This is a genomic window from Bradyrhizobium sp. 18BD (assembly GCF_054185225.1).
Genome location: NZ_JAVAYL010000003.1, coordinates 399,816 through 416,500, shown reverse-complemented (window position 1 = coordinate 416,500; position 16,685 = coordinate 399,816). Strand labels below are relative to the sequence as shown.

Genomic DNA, 16,685 nt, shown 5'->3' with positions numbered 1-16,685 from the left:
TCACGTCAAGGGCCAGATGCTTGAATCCCCTGACAGTTGATTTATCAATCAGGGCGTCTGGTGCGGGCGAAACGGCACGCGAACGGCACGACGAAGTGAAGGAAAGACCGGATATGGACAGGCTTTTTGCCAACGGCACCGTCAACGCTGCGCAATCGGGCGAGGGGCCGCCGTTGTTCCTCTTTCACTCGCTGTTGTCGGATCGCGCGAGTTTTGATGCGATCGTGCCGGAGCTTCAGCAATCGTTTCGCACCATCGTGCCGGAGTTACCGGGATTCGGCCGCTCACGCGCCGTCGAAGGCGGGCTTGCGGCGGTCGCGGACCGGATGGCGGAGGCGGTGCGCGATGCCGCGGCCGGCGCGCCGGCGATCGTGCTGGGCAATGGCTATGGTGGCTTCGTCGCGCTGCAGATGGTGATCCGGCATCCGGAGATCGCGAGCCGGCTCGTTCTCGCCGACAGCGGCGCGGCGTTCTCGGAGCCCGGCCGCGAGGCGTTTCGCAACATGGCGAAGGTGTCGCGCGAGAAGGGACTGGAGGCCATCACCGACGTCGCCATGCGGCGCCTGTTCGCGCCCGAATTCCAGGAGCAGCATCCGGAACTGATGCAGGATCGCCGTGCGGCCTTTCTGCGCACTGGTCCCGACGTGTTTCGTGCCGCGTGCGATTCCTTGGCAAGCCTCGACCTCCGTTCGCAACTTGCCGCGGTGAACATCCCGGTGCTCGTGATGGTCGGTGAGCACGACGAAGCAACGCCTCCGCCGATGTCGCATGAGCTCGCTGCCGGATTGCCGCACGCCGAGCTGAAGATCATTGCAGGCTGCGCCCACGTGCCGCAGCTTCAGTCACCGTGGCAGTTTCTCGAAGCTCTCGAGGGGTTCCTGCTCTGACCTGAGCCTCGCCGAAGCCGGACGATGTTCGACACGGCGATGCCTTCCGAACGGTTAATGGTTCGGCCGGGCGGAGAGTTCACAAACGCGGGATCATGTCATTCTGCTCCTGTTTTGCCCGACGAGTCAAACCTCGCCGAGGACGGCGCCCGCGCGAATTTCTTCAATGATTTGTACTGTGCATGGGGTTGTTTTCGCACTTTTTGTCGGAGCAACCTCAGGCGGTAAGAATCAATTCATCCGCCGTCCGCATTGAGCCGGAACTCCTAAGAGTTTTTACACACAGTTCTGGCACGTTCCCGCGCGTCAAGATCCGCAACCCGCATCGTGGCGTCTCATTGCGCGCACGAAAAGACGGGAGCCGCGGGCATCGAGGGGGCGTAAGCCATGACTGCAGTTGCTTCCGACGCCGGTCGCGCGAAGGGTGGGATCGTGCCGATCCTGCTGTGCGTCGTGCCATTCAGCCAGATCCCGCTCGATGCCTATACGCCGGGCCTGCCGCAGATGGTGGTGGATCTCGCAACCGATTCCGCATCGATGCAGAACACCGTCACCGCCTACATGCTCGGCATGAGTCTCGCGCTGGTGCCGGTCGGCATCGCCTCCGATACGCTCGGCCGCCGCAATGTCCTGCTCGCGGGGCTGTCGGTCCTGATCGCGATGAGCATCGCCTGCGCGCTCGCCACCAGCGCCTCGCTGCTGCTGGGCTTGCGCTTTCTGCAAGGTATCGGCGGCTGTACGTGCCTCGTCGTCGCCTATGCCGTCGCAGCGGATTGCTATCGCGGCGGTGAGCTGACGGCGATCTCCGGCCTGCTCGGCGCGGCCTGGGGGCTTGCACCCGTGCTTGCGCCTGCCGCCGGCGGCTTCATCGTCGAGCTGACGTCCTGGCGCGGCGTCTTCGTCATTATCGCCATCGCCGCGGCCATCGTCGTTGCGATCGTCGTATTTCTCTTGCCCGAGACGTTGCCGGCCGAGCGGCGGGCGCCGTTCGATCCGCGCCGCACCGCCGGTATCCTGCGCGATGCGCTGGTCCGTCCGGGCTTCCTCGCTTTCGTGCTGGTGTTCGCTGCGGCCGCGAGCGCGCAGCTCGCGTTCGGCGTCGTCGCCCCGTTCTTCTACCAGACCGGCCTTGGCTATTCGGCGGCCATCTACGGCCTGGTCGCGCTCGGCCTCGGCGGCGTCAATCTCGCCGGCGAGCTCGGCTGCGCGCATTTCGCGCGCTTCATGCCGGCGCGCGTGATGGGCTTTGGCGCCTTCGCGCTGTTTCTCGCCGGTGCTGCGGTCCTGACCGTAACAGGCATGACCGTCGGTCTCGATTTCGCGTCGATCACCCTCGGTGGCGCGCTGGTGCTCGGCGGCTGCGGCGTGCTGTGCCCGATGATGTACGGCATGGCGCTCGGCCTGTTCGAGCGCGACCACGGCCTGATCGGCGGTCTCATCAGCGCGCTTTGCTATCTCGCGGTCAGCGGCGCCATGGCGATCGCGGCGGTGCTGCCTGAAGCCACGCAGGCGCCGATCGGTTGGCTCTATCTCGGCCTCTGCGCCGTTGCGGGCACGCTGCTCGCGATCTCTTTGCCCTCGGCGCGCCAGGCCACACAGACTTAAGGAAGGAACCAGTTCATGACCACTGTTGGCATTCGCGGCACGTTTTTCGACTTCGTCGACGATCCCTGGAAGCACGTCGGCAACGAGCAGGCCGCCGCGCGCTTTCATCAGGACGGCCTGATGATCGTCACGGACGGCGTCATCAAGGCGTTCGGTCCCTACGACAAGATCGCCGCCGCGCATCCGGGTGTCGAGATCATCCACATCAAGGACCGCATCATCGTCCCGGGCTTCATCGACGGCCACATCCATCTGCCGCAGACCCGCGTGCTCGGCGCCTATGGCGAGCAGCTCCTGCCGTGGCTGCAGAAGTGGGTCTATCCGGAGGAGCTGAAGTACAAGGACCGCAATTACGCGCGCGAAGGCGTGAAGCGTTTCCTCGATGCGCTGCTGGCCTCCGGCACCACCACCTGCCAGGCGTTCACGAGTTCCTCGCCGGTCTCCACCGAAGAGCTGTTCGAGGAAGCGTCCCGCCGCAACATGCGCGTCATCGCGGGCCTCACCGGCATCGACCGCAATGCGCCGGCCGATTTCGTCGATACGCCCGAGAATTTCTATCGCGACAGCAAGCGGCTGATCGCGCAGTACCACAACAAGGGCCGCAACCTCTACGCCATCACGCCGCGCTTCGCCTTCGGCGCCTCGCCGGAGCTGCTGAAGGCGTGTCAGCGCCTCAAGCACGAGCATCCGGATTGCTGGGTCAACACCCACATCTCCGAGAACCCGGCCGAATGCAGCGGTGTGCTGGTCGAACATCCGGATTGCCAGGACTATCTCGGCGTCTACGAGAAGTTCGACCTGGTCGGCCCAAAATTCTCCGGCGGCCACGGCGTCTATCTCTCGAACAGCGAGTTCCGTCGCATGTCGAAGAAGGGCGCGGCGGTGGTGTTCTGCCCGTGCTCGAACCTGTTCCTCGGCAGTGGCCTGTTCCGCCTCGGCCGCGCCACTGATCCCGAGCATCGCGTCAAGATGTCGTTCGGCACCGATGTCGGCGGCGGCAACCGCTTCTCGATGATCCACGTGCTCGACGACGCCTACAAGGTCGGGATGTGCAACAACACGCTGCTCGACGGCAGCATCGATCCCACGCGCAAGGATCTCGCGGAAGCCGAGCGCAACAAGCTCTCGCCCTATCGCGGCTTCTGGTCGATCACGCTCGGCGGCGCCGAGGGTCTCTATATCGACGACAAGCTCGGCAATTTCGAGCCGGGCAAGGAAGCCGATTTCGTCGCGCTCGATCCGAACGGCGGTCCGACGGCGCAACCCTGGCATCAGTCGCTGATTGCCGACGGCGCCGGCCCGCGCACGATGGACGAGGCCGCGAGCATGCTGTTCGCCGTCATGATGGTCGGCGACGATCGCTGCGTCGACGAGACCTGGGTGATGGGCAAGCGTCTCTACAAGAAGAGCTGAAGCCGCCGCGATGAGCGCATCTCCTGAGACAGCCGGCCAGCCGGTCGCCCTCGTCATCCAGCGCCGCATTGCGGACGACGGCTTTGCCGCGTTCGCGCGCTGGAACGGCGAGGTCGGCGAGGTGCTCAAGACCTGGCCGGGCTTCCTCAGCCAGGAGGTAGTGCCGCCGCAGCCGCCGGCGCATGTGGACTGGGTCACGATCCTGCGCTTCGCGAACCCGGGCGCGGCACGCGCCTGGCTTCAGAGCGAGGTGCGGGCGAAGCTGATCGCTGAGGTGCAGCGGCACTTCGTCGGTTCGGAGGATGTCCACATCCTGCCCGACACCGGCGTTCAGCGCGACACCGCAGTCTCCGCCGTCATCTCCTTCATGGTGCCTGACGGGCTCGAGGACGCGTTCCTGAAATGGCAGCAGCGCATCCAGGCAGCTGAAGCCGAGTTCAAGGGCTTCCTGCGCCACAAGATCGAGCGGCCGCTTCCGGGCCTGCACGACGAATGGATCGTCATCCTGTCGTTCGACGGCGACGCCAATCTCAACGCATGGCTCGGCTCGCCCTTGCGGCAGGCGCTGCTGAAGGAGGGCGAGCGCTTCAACGCCGGCATGAATGTGAAGCGCGCCAGCTACGGCTTCAATTTCTGGTTCCCGACGGGAAAGACCCAGACGCCGGAGCAAAGTGCGGGCCTGATCTGGAAGAGCAACCTCATCGTGCTCCTCGTGCTCTATCCCGTGGTCTATCTCTGGGGCTTTTTCATCAGCCGGCCGCTGATCGACAGCCACGGCGTGCCGATCTGGCTGTCGCTGTTCGTCGGCAATCTCGTCAGTACCCAGCTGCTCGGCTGGTGGCTGGTGCCCGCCGCCTTCAGGGCGCTCGACTGGTGGGTGACGCCGAAGGCGGCGCTCGGTCGCCAGATCGCGGGATACGCGCTGCTTGCTGCGCTCTACGCTGCGTCGATGGGCCTGTACGCGTGGCTGCTCGCGTGGCATTGGGGTCGGTGAGACCGTCCACCGTGCTGTCGCGGAGAAGGGCGGTCGCTGGACACTGACGGCCATGTTCGCCCTGACATTTCTCGGGACCTCCGCAAGCGTTCCCTCGGCGGAACGCAATCACCCCGCTCTCCTGGTGGAGGCGGCCGGTCAGCGCATCCTGGTCGATTGCGGCGAGGGCACGCAGCGGCAATTGCTGCGCAGTGGCGCCGGCTTTCGGCGGCTTGACCGCATCCTCCTGACGCATGCACATCTCGATCACGTGCTCGGCATCCCCGGCCTGTTCTCGACGCTGCGCCTGCGGCAGAGCGCCGAGGTGATGACCCTTCACGGCGGAGCGGCGACGCTCGACACCGTCATCCAGATGCTGGCGGGCATCTGGGGCGCGGGCAGGGCGCCGCTTTCGGCGGAGTTTGCGGCGCTGACCGAAGGACGGTTCATCGACGCCGGTGACTTCAGCATCGACTGCTTTCCGGTCCGCCACCGCGACACCGACAGTTTTGGATTCGTCTTCCAAAGTCCCGCACGTCGCCATCTTCGGTCCGATCGCCTCGCGGCGCTCGGCGTGCCCGACGGTCCCTTGCGCGGCGAGCTGGCGCAGGGGCGACCGGTCGTCATCGCCGATCGGACGATCGATCCGGAGGATGTCCTGGGGCCGCCGAGCGGCGGCAAGAAGCTCGTCGTGATCGGCGACATCGAGACCACCGAGGGGCTTTCGCAATATGTGGCTGATGCCGACCTGCTCGTGATCGAGGCAACCTTCCTCGATCGTGACGCATCGACCGCGCGGGATTACGGCCATCTCACCGCGGCAGAGGCTGCTTCCTTCGCGGCTGCGAACAATGTGGGACAGCTCGTGCTGAACCACATGTCGGGACGCTACGAGGACGCAGAGATTCTCGCCGAGGCGGCAGCGATCTTCCCGAACAGCAGGATCGCGGCCGATCTCGACAACATCGTCATCTGAGAGGCGCGCCTATACTCAGCTCGACAATCCTGACTTGATTGCGAGATCCTGCACCTTGCTCGTCACCTGCATCAATCGCGGCAGCGCCTGGTCGCGAAAGGCCGGCATGTCCATGCGCATCGCATCGACGGTGACACTTAAGCCGCCGATCACAAAACCCTGGGCATCGAAGATCGCTGTTGCCAGCGTCCGCAAGCCATAGGCGTTCTCGCCATCGGAGACGGCATGGCCTTTCTTCTTGACCTGGTCGAGCCGCGCGAGCAGGGCATCGAGATCGGTCAGCGTCCGCTCCGACAGTTTGACGCGGGGGCGCGCTTCCAATCGCGCGATCTGCTCGTCGCGCGCCAGATGCGCCAGCATGACATGGCCGAGCGCGGCGCTGTAGGCGGGAATGCGCGTGCCCGGCCGGCGATCCATCTTGTGGCGGTCGAGGCCGGCGCCGATGCGCGCGAGATAGATTACGTCGCCGCCGTCGAGGATGCCGAGCGAGGCGGCATCGCCGACATCTGGCACGAGGTCGCGCAACAGGGGCTCGACGATGGTCCGCAAGGACCCGTGCGACAGCACGGTGTAGCCGAGGTCGAGACAGGCGAGGCCCAGGCGGAACCGGCGGCTCTGCGGAATGGCCTGGAGATAGCCGAGCTCGACCAGGGTCTGGATCAGCCGGAACGCGGTTCCACGATCGAGATCGGCCCGTGCGGCAATCTCACTCAGGGTGAGCTCGAAAGCCTCGCTGGTGAAGCTCTGAAGCACGCCAAACGCCTTGCCGACCGAAGCGACATAATTCTTGGGATTCTTTGAGTTAGCTTCAGCTTTGCGCTTCGCGGCCTTCTTTTGCACCTTGGTCATGCTGGAATGCCCGCCATGACAGCATCGCCCTTGACGCGGGGGCGCGCTGATTTTACGACAACATCAGCAAATAACAAATGTTCGCATTCCGAACAACATCGTTCTGGCGATCGGAGGAAGTTTTGTCGACATCGTCGCTCCACCCTCATGGCGTGTTCTCCGCCGCATTGACGCCGCTCGACGCCGAGCTCGCGCCCGATCACGCGCGTTTCGTGGAGCATTGTCGCTATCTCCTGGACGAGGGCTGCCACGGTATCGCGATGCTCGGCACCACCGGCGAGGCGAACTCGTTCTCGGTGGCCGAGCGCACGGCACTGCTCGAGGCCGTGGTGGCCGCCGGCATCGCGCCGCAGCGGCTTCTGCCCGGCACGGGCGTTACGGCGCTCACCGAGACCATCGCGCTGACGCGTCACGCGCTGTCGGTCGGCGTCGACACCGTGGTGATGCTGCCGCCGTTCTACTACAAGAACGTCACCGACGACGGCGTTTTCGCTTCCTACAGCGAAGTGGTGCAGCGTATCGGTGATGCGCGCCTGAAAGTCGTCCTCTATCACTACCCGCAGATGTCGGCGCAGCCGATCTCGCATGCGCTGATCGAGCGGCTGCGCAAGACCTATCCTGCGACGTTCACCGGCATCAAGGATTCGTCTGGCGATTTCGCCAACATGACCGCGATGGTCGAGCGCTTCCCCGGATTCGCGGTCCTCGGCGGCGCCGATCCATTGATGCTGCCGCTGCTGCGCAAGGGTGGCGCCGGCTGCATCACTGCGACCTCCAACGTCGTCGCGCGCAGCCTTGCCTATGTCTACAAGCACTTCGGCGATAGCGATGACGACCCGGCACTGAAGGCGGCCCAGGCGCGCATCGTGAAGGGCCGCGAGCTGGTCTCGCGCTTCCCGCAGATGGCGTCGCTGAAGGCGCTGGTGGCCAATCGTACCAGGCATGCCGGTTGGCAGCGTCTGCGGCCGCCGCTGGAGTCCTTGCAGCCGGACCAGCTGAAAGAGCTGCTCGCGAATGCTGCGGCATTCGCGGCTTCCGCCTAGGTTCGGCACGGACGACGAGGCGACCCGATGTCCGACTCTTTCCAGGATGCGCTGGCCGGGCTTGCCGCAATCGTCGGCGACAAGCACGTCATCGCGTCCGGAGCCGACCAGGAGCCCTATGTCGTGGACTGGCGCGGGCGCTATCACGGCCGCGCCGTCGCGGTGGTGAAGCCGGGCTCAACCGAAGAGGTCGCTTCCGTCGTCAAGTTCTGCGCCGAAAGGCGGCTAGCGATCGTACCGCAGGGCGGCAATACCGGCATGTGCGGGGCGGCGACGCCCGATGACGGATCGGGAAATGTCGTGATCCGGCTCGATCGCATGCGCGCCGTGCGCAATGTCAGTCCGCTCGCCAACACGATCACGGTCGAGGCCGGCTGCATCCTCGCCGAGGTGCAGAACGCGGCGAAAGCCGTCGATCGCTACTTTCCCCTGAGCCTCGGCGCCGAAGGCACCTGCCAGATCGGCGGCAACATCTCGACCAATGCCGGCGGCACGGCGGTGCTGCGCTATGGGCCGACGCGCGATCTCGTGCTTGGTCTCGAGGTCGTGCTGCCGGACGGGCGAATCTTCAACGGCTTGCGCGCGCTGCGCAAGGACAACACCGGCTACGCGCTCAAGCAGCTCTTCATCGGCGCGGAAGGCACGCTCGGCATCGTCACCGCGGCGGTGCTGAAACTGTTCGCGCCGACGCGCAGCTCGGCCCTGGCGCTGTTGAAACTTCAGGGCGTCGAGCAGGCGCTCGAGATCATGGCGCGCCTGCGCGGTGCGGTCGGCGACCGCCTCGGCAGCCTCGAGATCATGTCGCGCTCGCAGATCGAGGCGATCGCCGCGACCGTGCCGCATGTGACCATTCCCTTCGAGCTGACGACGCCGTGGTACCTGATCGTCGAGCTGACCGATACGCTTGCCGGCGTCGATCTTGACGAGCCTCTCGCCACGGTGCTTGCGGATGCGATGGAGGCCGGGCTCGCTGAGGACGCGATATTGGCCACCAGCCTCGCTCAGGCAAAAGCGATCTGGGCCGTGCGGCACAGCGTGTCCGAAGGCAACAAGCGCAGCGGCTATGTGGTGTCGCATGACAGCGTGGTGCCCCTGGAGCGCCAGGCGGCCTTCGTCAACAATGTCGAGGCCCGGATCAAGGCCGCTGTGCCGCATGCGAATGTTGTGATGCACGGCCATATCGGCGACGGCAACATCCATGTCGTGGCCCTGATCGATCGCGTGCATTGCCAGGATCCGGAAGCGACGGCGAAGCTGGTGTCCGAGATCAACGAGATCGTCGACGATGAGACCGCGGCGCAGGGCGGGGCGATCAGCGCCGAGCACGGCATCGGCATCACCAATCGCGGCCGGCTGGCCCGCGTCACCGATCCCCTCGATGTCGAGCTGATGCGCGATATCAAGAGGTTGCTCGATCCGAACGGCCTGATGAATCCGGGCAAGATTTTTGCCGGGGGAGGCGTGCAGCGATGACGAGCGTCCGCCTGCTTGCCGACGATCTCACCGGTGCGCTCGATACTGCGGCGGAGTTCGTCGGCCTGTGCGGACCGTTCGACGTCATTTGGGCGGATGCACCTGCAGTGCCAAAGGCGCAGAGCCTCGCGATCGACAGCGGGACCCGCGAGCGATCCAAGGCCGAGAGCGTCGAGATCGTCGGACGACTGGCGCCGCAGCTTCAGGGCGCGACAATCGCCTACAAGAAGGTCGACAGCCTGCTGCGCGGTGCGTGGGCGGCCGAGCTCGGCGCCTGTCTGCATGGAGGCCAGTGGGCCTCCTGCGTGGTTGCACCGGCCTTCGACTATCAGGGGCGCCGCACCGCTGGTGGCCAGCAATTCGCGCGCACGGTGCAAGGCGAATGGCATCGCGTCGGCGACAATCTGCTGGATCAACTCAGGCAGGACGGCATCGAGGCACTGTTGGCTGGAGCTGACACGCTGTCGCAGGGCGGCGTTCAGGTGTTCGACGCCGAGAGCGACATTTGCCTTGACCGCGTCGTCGAGATGGCTCGGCGCATGCCTGGGCCGGTGCTGTGGTGCGGCAGCGGCGGATTGGCCGGCGCGCTGGCACGCAGCCACCGTGCCGATACCCCGTCTGAACTGAAGCGGCCGGTGCTGGGACTGTTCGGCTCCGACCAGCCCGCCACGGCCGCTCAACTCGCGGCCTGTGGCGAAGCCACCATCGCGCTGGCCGGAGGCGAGGGCGGCGCCGGAGTTCAGCGCAAGCTGGCCGACGACGGTGTGGCCTTGGTACAGTTCGCGCTTCCGGATGGCCTGTCACGCGCCGAGGCAGCGCAGCGGATCGCACGCGAAATGGCGGCGCTGATCACAACTCTCGAACCACCGGGTACGTTGATTGTTGCCGGCGGCGAGACCTTGAAGGCCGCATGTGTTGCCCTTGACGCGCACGCCCTCCAGGTGACAGGGCGTATCGTGCCGGGATTGCCGCGCTCGATCCTGCAAGGCGGTCGCTGGGCCGGGGTCGACGTCATCTCGAAATCCGGTGCATTCGGTCCCAGCGAGCTGTGGCGCGACTTGCTCCGGGACAATCATCTGCTCAGAATGGAGAGTCCGACATGACCTCTCGTCATCTTGCCATCACCATGGGCGATCCCGCCGGGATCGGGCCGGAGATCATCGTCAAGGCCTGTGTCGGGCTGAAGGACAGGATCGCAAAGGGCGATCTGCGTCTGTTGGTGATCGGCAGCGGCGCGGCGCTCGATGGTGCGAAGGCTGCGCTCGGCGCCGACGTCGCGATCCCGGAGGTCACGGCCGACGATCGCGAATGGCCCAATCTCTGCTACCTGCAGGCCGACGCCGAGGGCGATCCGATCAAGCCGGGCGTGCTCAGCGCCGATGGCGGCCGCTTCGCTTACAAGGCGATCGAGCAGGGCGTGCGCCTGACGCAGGCCGGCCGGACCGCGGCCATCGTCACCGCGCCGCTGAACAAGGAAGCCCTCAACAAGGCCGGCTATCATTTCCCCGGCCATACCGAAATGCTGGCGCATCTCACCGGCGTCCGCGGCTCGGTGATGCTGCTCGCCCACGGCAACATGCGCGTCAGCCATGTCTCGACCCATGTCGCACTGGAGGACGTGCCGAAGCGCCTGACGCCGGAGCGGCTGCGCATGGTGATTGATCTCACCAACGATGCCTTGCTGCGGCTCGGCATCGCGAAGCCGAAGATCGCGATCGCAGCGCTCAATCCGCATGCTGGCGAGGGCGGTCTGTTCGGCCGGCAGGACATCGACGTGTCGGCGCCGACGATCGCGAAAGCGGTCGCCGACGGCCTCGACGTCGTCGGCCCCGTGCCCGGCGACACCATCTTCGTCAAGCTGCGCGCGGGCCAGTATGACGCCGCGGTCGCGATGTATCACGACCAGGGGCACATTCCCGTCAAGCTGCTCGGCTTCCAGGTCGATCCCGCAACCGGCCGCTGGCAGGAGCTCTCCGGCGTCAACATCACGCTGGGCCTGCCGATCATCCGTACCTCCGTCGATCACGGCACCGCCTTCGACATCGCCGGCAAGGGCATCGCCAACGAGCACAGCCTGATCGAGGCCATCGACTATGCCGAACAGTTGTCGGCCGGCGCTTCCGCAGCAAAGTGACGAGATCGTACGCACAATGACCAACGCTTTCACGCCCATCGAAATCCAACGTCCAGGCATCCTGGAGTTCGGCAACGGCACGATCGGTGCTGCGGCGCGCTTCGCCGAGCGGATCGGTGCAAGGCGGCCGCTGGTGATTTCCGATCCGTTCAATGCGCGCCGCGTCGACACGCTGGCGCTGCCGGGCGCGGTGAAAGTGTTCGGCGACGTCAAGCCCGAGCCGGATCTGCCCAATCTGGAGAAGGCGGTGGCGATGGCGAAGGAGGTCAAGCCCGATCTCGTCGTCGGCTTCGGCGGCGGCAGCGCGATGGATCTCGCCAAGCTGGTCGCGGCGCTCTGCACGAATGATGTGGCCTTTGCCGACATCGTCGGGCCCGAGAAAGTCGCAGGGCGCAGTGTGGCGCTGATGCAGATCCCGACCACCTCCGGCACCGGCAGCGAGGCCGGCACCCGCGCGCTGGTCACCGATCCCGTCAGCCAGAACAAGCAGGCGGTGCAGAGCCGCTTCATGATGGCCGATATCGCCATCGTCGATCCCGACCTCACCATGACCGTGCCGAAGGAGGTCACCGCCGCAACCGGCGTCGATGCGCTGGCGCATTGCGTCGAGGCCTATACCAGCCGCAAGGCGCATCCGGCGATCGATCTCTATGCGCTCGAGGGCGCGCGGCTGGTCGGCCGCTATCTCGCGCGCGCCGTCGCCGACGGCGATGACCGCGAGGCCCGCGCCGGCCTTTCGCTGGCGTCGCTCTATGGCGGCTATTGCCTCGGGCCGGTGAACACCACCGCGGGCCATGCCGTGGCCTATCCGCTCGGCACGCGCCATCACGTCGCCCATGGGCTCGCCTGCGCGCTGATCTTCCCGCACACGCTGGCCTTCAACATGCCGGCGGTGGAGGCGAAGACGATGGCCGTGCTCGGCGCGCTGGGGCTGCCGGCGCGCGGCGATCCGAAGCTCGCTTTCGATGCCACTTACGGGTTCTGCAAAAATCTCGGCATCGAGATGCGGCTGTCCGCGCTCGGCGTACCCAAGAACGATCTCGGCGTGATGGCCGACGAGGCGCACGCTATCAGGCGCCTGCTCGACAACAACCCGCGCGATTTGAACCGTGATGCGATCCTGAACATGTACGAGGTCGCGTTCTGACATTTCTGCGGCGCGCCGCAGCCAATCAACAACACAGTGAAAGTAGAGGAAACTTCGATGAGATCGATGTGGCTTGGTCTTGTGTCGGCGGTGCTGCTGGCGACGTCACCGGTGCAGGCGCAGGAGGGCTATCCGTCCAAGCAGGTGACGGTGATCGTTCCCTTCGCCGCCGGCGGCACGGCTGACATCTTCGCGCGCATGGTCTCGAACCATCTGCTGGTCAAGCTCGGCAAGCCCTTCGTGGTCGAGAATGTCGGCGGCGCCGGCTCGATCCTCGGCGTGACGCGGCTCGCCAAGTCGGCGCCTGATGGCATCACGCTCGGCCTCGCCAGCACCTCCGCGCTCGCGATCAACCCGTCGCTCTACGGTCCGAAGCTCAGCTACCAGCCGGATAAGGATCTGACCCCGGTCGCGCAGATCAGCGTCGTGCCCAACGTGCTCGTCGTCAACCCCAACAAGATCAAGGCGCGCACCGTGCCGGAGCTGATCGCGTTCCTCAAGGCGAACCCGGACAAGGTCTCGTTCGGCTCGGCCGGCGTCGGCACCTCGCAGCATCTCGCCGGTGAGCTGTTCCAGCAGATGACGGGCACCAAGATGGTGCACGTGCCCTACAAGGGCTCGAGCCAGATGCTGACGGATCTCCTCAGCGGCCAGATCGATCTGGCCTTCGATAATGTGCCGCTGCTGTTGCCGCAGGTGAAGACCGGCCAGCTCGCGATGCTGGCGACCGCAACACCGAAGCGAGCCGATTTCGATCCGCAAGTCCCGGCCGTCGCCGAATTCCTGCCGGGCTTCGAGGCCGTCGCCTGGCACGGCTTCTTCGTGCCGGCTGGCACGCCGAAGCCGATCGTCGAAAAGCTCTCGGCCGAGATCCGCGCCTTCATGCAGCAGCCCGAGACGGTGCAGAAGATGGCTGAGCTCGGCGCCTCCGCGGTCGCGATCGATTCCGAACCCTTCAAGGCCTACATCGCCTCCGAGACCGAGCGGTGGAAGAAGGTGATCGAGGCCGCGAACATCAAGCTGGAGTAGGCGGGGGGCTGCCCAACCCGGGGGCATGCTCCCGGGCACGCGCCGCCAACCAGGGGGCGGAAGGCTGGATCGAAATCGGTGCGCGATAGGCTGCGAAGGCGAATTCCGCAGCCATTGCAACAAGATGCTATTCTTTCTTCATGTCGGCGGCCGATCCCCGGAAAGAGCCTCCCGGCCCGCAGCCGACCGGCCAGCGTGAGCGGCCGGGGCGTCCGGCCGTCGCCGGGCGGATTTGCGATCGCGTCGAATTCACGGGCAATTCACGTTCGGTTTCGCCTCGCCCGCCATGTTGCGCCCGCGACTGAAGGATCGCGCAACTTGGCAAAGGAGACGCGTGTCATGACCGTCCTGCTGAGAAACACCTTTAGGGCCTGGATCGACCGTGCGCCGGGCGCGCCGCCCAAGCTGGTCATGACCGGTGACGTGCGGGTCCCGACCGATGGCTGGCAGGCCCGGCTGACCAAGCGCTCGCCGCAGGGCATCAATCCGAAGATCCTGATCCTGGACGTGAGCGCCGAGCAGCCGGCCGGCTCGGCGCACGAGGAGATCACCACGATCCCGCTGCGCTACGAGGAAAGCCCGCCGCAGGACGAATACGGTCAGGTGATGATCGCAAACGGCCGGCGCGAGATCGTCGTTAACATCGGGCGTCCGCACTGATGCGGGCCGGGTAGGGGCTTGATCCAGATCAAATGCGGGTTTGCGCCCGCATTGTTAGCCTTACCGGTCAAGGTTGACGGGACATCGTGCTCACGCCGGCGCCCCAATCGTTCTATTTTGGATATCCGAAGAGTAACCCAAGATTGAGGGTACGATGTCCCGTTCGGTTGAATTGATCGTCGAAGGATATGTGCGGCTGAAGGATCGCGATGCGCTCCACGATATTCTGGCGCACCGGCAGGATCTTCTGCGGCAGCTGGTGTCGGTCACCGGCGTCGACCCAACGCAGGCCATCGCGCAGGTCAACGAGGAGATCACGATCATCGAAGCCGGGCTCGCAACGATCGCGCCGGAATAGGCCTGTCGTGGCCCGCGGACGGGTCAACAGCTCCTTGCACCGCAGCGCTTGCCAGCCCAGATGCGAGCGGGTAGAACGCTGCCACGCCTGAGCCGTGATTTGCGCCAAACGCGCTTCCGGCCGCAGTCGGACAAATCATCAAGTTATTGAATTTGTTCGACTATTCCGTTGGGGAATGGTGTAACGGTAGCACAACAGACTCTGACTCTGTTTGTCTTGGTTCGAATCCAGGTTCCCCAGCCAGCTCTCCGGCCGAGACACGGCCGAAGATCGGCGGCGCGCCCGGCCTGCGGGCCCCGCGAAGTTGATCAGGCCAATCACCGACAGCCAGCCGTTATTTTGGCGCCAGCAGGGTCAACGCCCGGAAGGATTTGTCGGGCTTGTCCGCCTTCTTGCAAATCTTGCTGCCATCGTCGGACAACAGCATCATGTTCGCGCTGCCCGGAATCGCAAACACCGCTTCAGGTGTGAAATCGGCGGGCATCGCCACGTCCTTCATCCTGACCGGCTTGGCGTCGCCCTCCTGGCCACTCCAGGTGTACAGCGCGAACGGCGGCTTGATGCTCGACTTGTCGGCGTCGAGATGGGGGCCGGCGACGATGACGTAGGTGTCGTTGATCCGCTCGATGCTGCGGATGCCGCGTCCTTCGAGATTTTCCAGCTGCCATGATTGGCCGAAGACGGGCTTCTTGCCGTCCGCCACCTCGGCCGGATTGTCGAGACGGATCACCACGGCATTGTTGCCGGGGCGCGGATTGCGAAATCCGATCAGGAGGCGGCCATCCGGCGTCGCAGCGAGACCCTCGATGTTGAACCCGTTGTCCGATTCCGGGGGCGGCCCATCCTTCTTCTTGTCCGGCGCATAGGCCTCGGCAAGCATCAACGGTTTCAGCTTTTCGTCAACGAACATGTCCTCGCGCAGATTCGTGTAGACTGCGGGTTTGGTCTTGTCGGCCGTGGAATTGACCGGCTCGAGGCGGGGTCCCGCCGGATCAGGCACGATCCGCGTCGCGAACAAACGCGCGCGGCCCGGCTCGGCGTCTCCGTCGGAATCGCGGCCGTGCGAGCCGATCCAATAGATGCGATCGCCGATCCGCGCTGCGCCCTCGATATCGGCTTCCTTGTACGCCGGTTTGCCGTCCGGTCCGGGTTGTTTCTTCTTTAACGGTGCGTCGAGGAACCCATCGAGATTGAGCCCGACAGCGTCCGGCTTTCCGATCTCGTAGGTGTTGAGGACATTGCTGTCGTCGTCGGCGACGGCAAAACGGTTTTGATCGAGAGCGACTGCCGCAGAGCCGTCGCAAGCGCCGCGATAGATGACGATATCGCCGACCGTTTGTGCTGCCGCCAGTCCAACGGCCATGCTCGACGAAAAAGAGGTGATGACCAGCAAGCGCAATGCGTAAGCAATCCGGGCCATGCGCAATTCCTCAAAACAAGCAATAAAAAGACCAGCATGCACGTGCATCGCAGGCGTGTCAAACGATGCAGCGCAACCGGCAAGTGCGTCGGATCGTCCCATGCTTCGCACCCCGCCGCTCGCGACGGTTTGCCTCATGTGAAATCACATTGTCGCCGTCGGATTGCCGCGCCGCCCATCGTCCTTGGGAGACACAACCCGAGGAGATCCATGATGCCCTATGTCGATGGTTTCGTGCTGGCCGTGCCGAAGAACAAGATCGAGGCCTACAAGGCGCTGGCGAAAACGGCTTGCGCGGTCTGGATGGAGCACGGTGCGCTCGACTATGTCGAATGCATCGGCGACGACGTGCCCTATGGCGAACTGACATCGTTTCCCCGCGCGGTGCTGGCGAAGGAGGACGAGGTCGTCGTGTTCTCCTGGATCGTCTATCGCGATCGCGAGACCCGTGACGCCGTCAACAAGAAGGTGATGGCGGATGCGCGGTTGAAGGGCGGCGATATGCCGTTCGACGGCAAGCGCATGATCTATGGCGGCTTCACGACGCTGCTGAGGGCGAGCGACGTGGTTGGTTGAGGATGTAGCAGGGGACCCGTAGCCCGGATGAGCGAAGCGACATCCGGGTGGTACCCCAGTTGCCCCTGATATCGCTGCGCTCACCCGGGCTATGATCCAGTCGACCGCTGCAGTTGCTATGCTTGAGGTGAGCGACGCCAGA

Annotated in this window: 16 protein-coding genes and 1 tRNA gene; 15 read left to right on the top strand and 2 right to left on the bottom strand. The window is 65.1% G+C overall.

Going from position 1 to position 16,685, the window contains the following annotated elements; all coding sequences use genetic code 11:
• The first annotated feature begins 113 nt into the window (after window positions 1-113).
• The 5 genes from RAD16_RS08120 (at window position 114) to RAD16_RS08100 (ending at window position 5,854) form a co-directional block, all read left to right on the top strand.
• Window positions 114-887, top strand: a complete 774-nt coding sequence (locus RAD16_RS08120) for an alpha/beta fold hydrolase (RefSeq protein WP_458157337.1) — start codon at window positions 114-116, stop codon at window positions 885-887.
• Window positions 888-1,274: 387 nt separating this feature from the next.
• The gene (locus RAD16_RS08115; protein WP_458157336.1) at window positions 1,275-2,492 is read left to right on the top strand and encodes a multidrug effflux MFS transporter; all 1,218 of its coding nucleotides are present in this window, start codon (window positions 1,275-1,277) and stop codon (window positions 2,490-2,492) included.
• A gap of 15 nt (window positions 2,493-2,507) precedes the next feature.
• A complete protein-coding gene (gene guaD, locus RAD16_RS08110; protein WP_458157335.1) occupies window positions 2,508-3,905 on the top strand; it encodes a guanine deaminase in 1,398 nt (465 codons plus the stop codon).
• A 10-nt stretch (window positions 3,906-3,915) separates the two neighbouring features.
• On the top strand, window positions 3,916-4,899 hold the full coding sequence (locus tag RAD16_RS08105) for an antibiotic biosynthesis monooxygenase (protein WP_458157334.1): 984 nt from the start codon (window positions 3,916-3,918) through the stop codon (window positions 4,897-4,899).
• Between the two features lie 52 nt (window positions 4,900-4,951).
• A complete protein-coding gene (locus RAD16_RS08100; RefSeq protein ID WP_458157333.1) occupies window positions 4,952-5,854 on the top strand; it encodes an MBL fold metallo-hydrolase in 903 nt (300 codons plus the stop codon).
• Between the two features lie 15 nt (window positions 5,855-5,869).
• On the opposite strand, the gene RAD16_RS08095 is transcribed toward RAD16_RS08100, so the two are convergent.
• Window positions 5,870-6,703 (bottom strand): IclR family transcriptional regulator, encoded by an 834-nt coding sequence (locus RAD16_RS08095; RefSeq protein WP_458157332.1) that lies wholly within the window; start codon window positions 6,701-6,703, stop codon window positions 5,870-5,872.
• A 122-nt stretch (window positions 6,704-6,825) separates the two neighbouring features.
• On the opposite strand from RAD16_RS08095, the gene RAD16_RS08090 reads away from it, so the two are divergent.
• From RAD16_RS08090 to RAD16_RS08050, 9 genes are all read left to right on the top strand, one after another.
• Window positions 6,826-7,746, top strand: coding sequence for a dihydrodipicolinate synthase family protein (locus RAD16_RS08090; protein ID WP_458157331.1), 921 nt, complete (start codon window positions 6,826-6,828; stop codon window positions 7,744-7,746).
• Between the two features lie 27 nt (window positions 7,747-7,773).
• Entirely contained in the window at window positions 7,774-9,219 is a 1,446-nt protein-coding gene (locus RAD16_RS08085) for an FAD-binding oxidoreductase (RefSeq protein WP_458157330.1), read from the top strand.
• On the top strand, window positions 9,216-10,322 hold the full coding sequence (locus RAD16_RS08080) for a four-carbon acid sugar kinase family protein (RefSeq protein WP_458157329.1): 1,107 nt from the start codon (window positions 9,216-9,218) through the stop codon (window positions 10,320-10,322). Before RAD16_RS08085 ends, RAD16_RS08080 begins: the two co-directional genes overlap by 4 nt.
• Window positions 10,319-11,353 carry a 4-hydroxythreonine-4-phosphate dehydrogenase PdxA gene (gene pdxA / locus RAD16_RS08075; protein ID WP_458157328.1) on the top strand — a complete coding sequence of 345 codons (1,035 nt, stop codon included), beginning with the start codon at window positions 10,319-10,321 and terminating at the stop codon, window positions 11,351-11,353. The genes RAD16_RS08080 and pdxA overlap by 4 nt, the downstream gene beginning before the upstream one ends.
• Window positions 11,354-11,369: 16 nt before the next feature.
• Entirely contained in the window at window positions 11,370-12,500 is a 1,131-nt protein-coding gene (locus RAD16_RS08070; protein WP_458157327.1) for an iron-containing alcohol dehydrogenase, read from the top strand.
• Window positions 12,501-12,557: 57 nt separating this feature from the next.
• The gene (locus tag RAD16_RS08065; protein WP_458157326.1) at window positions 12,558-13,529 is read left to right on the top strand and encodes a Bug family tripartite tricarboxylate transporter substrate binding protein; all 972 of its coding nucleotides are present in this window, start codon (window positions 12,558-12,560) and stop codon (window positions 13,527-13,529) included.
• 339 nt (window positions 13,530-13,868) lie between these two features.
• Window positions 13,869-14,189 (top strand): hypothetical protein, encoded by a 321-nt coding sequence (locus RAD16_RS08060; protein ID WP_458157325.1) that lies wholly within the window; start codon window positions 13,869-13,871, stop codon window positions 14,187-14,189.
• 154 nt (window positions 14,190-14,343) lie between these two features.
• Window positions 14,344-14,547 carry a hypothetical protein gene (locus RAD16_RS08055; RefSeq protein WP_458157324.1) on the top strand — a complete coding sequence of 68 codons (204 nt, stop codon included), beginning with the start codon at window positions 14,344-14,346 and terminating at the stop codon, window positions 14,545-14,547.
• A 169-nt stretch (window positions 14,548-14,716) separates the two neighbouring features.
• Window positions 14,717-14,790, top strand: a tRNA-Gln gene (locus tag RAD16_RS08050).
• A 91-nt stretch (window positions 14,791-14,881) separates the two neighbouring features.
• Here the strand turns inward: RAD16_RS08050 and RAD16_RS08045 are convergent.
• Window positions 14,882-15,967: a DUF3616 domain-containing protein gene (locus RAD16_RS08045; RefSeq protein WP_458157323.1), complete on the bottom strand. Its 1,086-nt coding sequence runs from the start codon at window positions 15,965-15,967 to the stop codon at window positions 14,882-14,884.
• A gap of 213 nt (window positions 15,968-16,180) precedes the next feature.
• On the opposite strand from RAD16_RS08045, the gene RAD16_RS08040 reads away from it, so the two are divergent.
• A complete protein-coding gene (locus RAD16_RS08040) occupies window positions 16,181-16,543 on the top strand; it encodes a DUF1428 domain-containing protein (RefSeq protein WP_458157419.1) in 363 nt (120 codons plus the stop codon).
• Window positions 16,544-16,685 lie beyond the last annotated feature (142 nt).

Excerpts from the sequence above, each read along its gene's own strand:
- RAD16_RS08120 (WP_458157337.1), top strand. The coding sequence starts at position 114 with ATGGACAGGCTTTTTGCCAACGGCACCGTCAACGCTGCGCAATCGGGC.
- RAD16_RS08115 (WP_458157336.1), top strand. The coding sequence starts at position 1,275 with ATGACTGCAGTTGCTTCCGACGCCGGTCGCGCGAAGGGTGGGATCGTG.
- guaD (WP_458157335.1), top strand. The coding sequence starts at position 2,508 with ATGACCACTGTTGGCATTCGCGGCACGTTTTTCGACTTCGTCGACGAT.
- RAD16_RS08105 (WP_458157334.1), top strand. The coding sequence starts at position 3,916 with ATGAGCGCATCTCCTGAGACAGCCGGCCAGCCGGTCGCCCTCGTCATC.
- RAD16_RS08100 (WP_458157333.1), top strand. The coding sequence starts at position 4,952 with ATGTTCGCCCTGACATTTCTCGGGACCTCCGCAAGCGTTCCCTCGGCG.
- RAD16_RS08095 (WP_458157332.1), bottom strand. The coding sequence starts at position 6,703 with ATGACCAAGGTGCAAAAGAAGGCCGCGAAGCGCAAAGCTGAAGCTAAC.
- RAD16_RS08085 (WP_458157330.1), top strand. The coding sequence starts at position 7,774 with ATGTCCGACTCTTTCCAGGATGCGCTGGCCGGGCTTGCCGCAATCGTC.
- RAD16_RS08080 (WP_458157329.1), top strand. The coding sequence starts at position 9,216 with ATGACGAGCGTCCGCCTGCTTGCCGACGATCTCACCGGTGCGCTCGAT.
- pdxA (WP_458157328.1), top strand. The coding sequence starts at position 10,319 with ATGACCTCTCGTCATCTTGCCATCACCATGGGCGATCCCGCCGGGATC.
- RAD16_RS08070 (WP_458157327.1), top strand. The coding sequence starts at position 11,370 with ATGACCAACGCTTTCACGCCCATCGAAATCCAACGTCCAGGCATCCTG.
- RAD16_RS08065 (WP_458157326.1), top strand. The coding sequence starts at position 12,558 with ATGAGATCGATGTGGCTTGGTCTTGTGTCGGCGGTGCTGCTGGCGACG.
- RAD16_RS08060 (WP_458157325.1), top strand. The coding sequence starts at position 13,869 with ATGACCGTCCTGCTGAGAAACACCTTTAGGGCCTGGATCGACCGTGCG.
- RAD16_RS08055 (WP_458157324.1), top strand. The coding sequence starts at position 14,344 with ATGTCCCGTTCGGTTGAATTGATCGTCGAAGGATATGTGCGGCTGAAG.
- RAD16_RS08045 (WP_458157323.1), bottom strand. The coding sequence starts at position 15,967 with ATGGCCCGGATTGCTTACGCATTGCGCTTGCTGGTCATCACCTCTTTT.
- RAD16_RS08040 (WP_458157419.1), top strand. The coding sequence starts at position 16,181 with ATGCCCTATGTCGATGGTTTCGTGCTGGCCGTGCCGAAGAACAAGATC.